The organism is Pseudomonas sp., from assembly GCF_049645325.1.
In the GTDB taxonomy this organism is placed as follows: domain Bacteria; phylum Pseudomonadota; class Gammaproteobacteria; order Pseudomonadales; family Pseudomonadaceae; genus Aquipseudomonas.
In genome coordinates, this window is record NZ_JBARTQ010000443.1 from 1 (window position 1) to 2375 (window position 2375).

The following is a 2375-nucleotide window of genomic DNA, read 5'->3' on the forward strand; positions in this document are numbered from 1 at the left end:
ATAAAAAAGCCCGGCCGACGTTAACCGTCGGCCGGGCTTTTTATGGCCTGCGCATTACGCTTTGCGCTGGCGCACCAAGTGCTTGAAACCTTCGTACACCAGCACCATCACCGCCAGCCAGATCGGAATGTAGGTCAACCACTGGCCGCCCTTGATGCCTTCGCCCAACAGCAGCGCCACACCCAGCAACAGCACCGGTTCCACATAACTGAGCAGCCCGAACAGGCTGAATGGCAGCAAACGGCTGGCAACGATGTAGCTCACCAGCGCCGAGGCACTGATCACACCCAGCATCGGAATCAACGCATACAGCTTCGGGTGTGCATCCATCACGGCAAAGCCTTGCTCGCCGTGCTGCACAAACCACCAGGCCACTGGCAGCATCAGTGCCATGTCGAGCCACAGGCCACCCAAGTGATCGGTGGTCAGGTATTTACGCACCACAAAATAGATCGGGTAACCAATGATGACCACCAAGGTCGCCCAGGAAAAACCACCGGCCTGATACAACTCGTTGAGCACGCCCAGCGCGGCGAACACCACGGCAATCTGCTGCAACCGCGACAAACGCTCGCCGTACACCAGGCGCCCGGTCAGCACCATGGTCAGTGGCAACAGGAAATACCCCACCGACACATCCAGGCTGCGCCCATTCAATGGCGCCCACATGAACAGCCACAATTGCACGCCCAGCAGGGCCGAAGACAGCAACACGCCGCCGATCAGGCGCGGCTTGCCCCCCAGCATCCGCATCAGCTCCCACACACGCCGCCATTCGCCGCTGACCATCATGAACACGGTCATGCACGGCACCGTCAGCAACATGCGCCAGCCGAAAATTTCCAGGCCGCTCAATGGCGTCAGCAATGATGTGAAGTAATACATCACGGCAAACAGCACCGAGGCCAAGACCGATAACACAACACCTTTAGACACACTGTCCTCGCGAAAACGATTGATTCAGAAGAGCGTGGATTATGGTGCTTTTGGCGGGGGAGGGTTGCGCTGTTTTGGGGCATTTCGCAGGATTTTTGCAGTGAGCGGGGCAAGCCCGCTCACCACAAGGTCAGGACCGAGCCGCGCGGCCTGACACGAAATGGCTGACGTCATTGAAGCCCGGCGTTGACGAATGGCCCGGCGTGACCAGCGAATCAATAAACGCTTCATCTTCTGCTGTGATCTTCACCGCGAGCGCGCCCGTGTAGGCATCCCACTGCGCCTCCGTACGCGGCCCGACGATCGCCGAGCTCACCGCCGAGTTATTCAGCACCCAGGCAATGGCAAACTCGACAATCCCCACGCCACGGCCCTGGGTGTACTGCTGAATCTGCTGGGCAATGCGCAGCGACTCTACACGCCACTCAGTTTCCATAATGCGTTTGTCCTGGCGCGCCGCGCGGCTGCCAGCCTCAGGCGTTACATCCGGCGCGTACTTGCCGCTGAGCACCCCACGGGCCAACGGGCTGTAAGGCACCACGCCCAGGCCATAGGCGGCGGCAGCAGTGAGTTGCTCGACCTCGGCCTGGCGATTCACGATGTTGTACAGCGGCTGGCTGATGATCGGCTTGTCGACGCCCAACCGCTCGGCCACGCGGATCACTTCGGCAATCCGCCAGCCGCGGTAGTTGGACAGGCCCCAATAGCGGATCTTGCCTTGGCGGATCAAATCGCCGATGGCCGACACCGTGACGTCCAGCGGTGTGTCGTGGTCTTCACGGTGCAGGTAATAGATGTCCAGGTAGTCGGTATCAAGGCGCGTCAGGCTGGCTTCCAGCGCGTTGAAGATACGTTTGCGGCTCAAGCCGTTGCGGTTAGGCACGCCATCCACCGGGCCGATACCGACTTTGGACGCCACCACCCAATCCTCACGGTGACGAACGATGGCTTCGCCGACGATTTCCTCCGAGCGCCCGCCGGTATAGACGTCCGCCGTGTCGATGAAGTTGATGCCCTGATCCCAAGCCTTGTCGATGATGCGCAGCGAGTCTTCGGTGTTGGTCTGTTCGCCAAACATCATGGTGCCCAGGGTCAGTGCGCTGACCTTCAACCCGGACTGGCCCAATGTGCGGTAAATCATGCAAAGCTCCTCATGGCAGGGAAACGTGAGTGATGCAATACCAGACTCGATGGCTCTGGAACAAGCCCTGTGTGCGTTTCTTCATGGGTTCAGCAAGGTCTGGCAACGTTGCTGCAGAAAACCGTGCAGCACTTTCACGCGCTCCGACACTTGCAGCCGATGGGGGCACATCAGGTTGAACGGCGTGGGTTCGCCTTGCCAATCCGGCAGCAGCGGCACCAGCCTGCCGGCCTTGATGTCGCGGGCGACGTCCAGGTTGGCTTTGTAGGCAATGCCATGCCCGGCCAGGGCCCAGCGC

3 protein-coding genes are annotated in these 2375 nt (G+C 60.3%); all 3 read right to left on the bottom strand.

The annotated features are described in order from the left end of the window. Nucleotides 1-54 precede the first annotated feature (54 nt). A complete protein-coding gene (gene rarD, locus WBB95_RS19175; RefSeq protein WP_424489013.1) occupies nucleotides 55-936 on the bottom strand; it encodes an EamA family transporter RarD in 882 nt (293 codons plus the stop codon). A 130-nt stretch (nucleotides 937-1066) separates the two neighbouring features. Then, the gene (locus tag WBB95_RS19180; protein WP_424489014.1) at nucleotides 1067-2077 is read right to left on the bottom strand and encodes an aldo/keto reductase; all 1011 of its coding nucleotides are present in this window, start codon (nucleotides 2075-2077) and stop codon (nucleotides 1067-1069) included. A gap of 81 nt (nucleotides 2078-2158) precedes the next feature. Beyond that, nucleotides 2159-2375 (bottom strand): LysR substrate-binding domain-containing protein (locus WBB95_RS19185; RefSeq protein WP_424489015.1); only part of this gene is annotated, 217 nt, incomplete at its 5' end.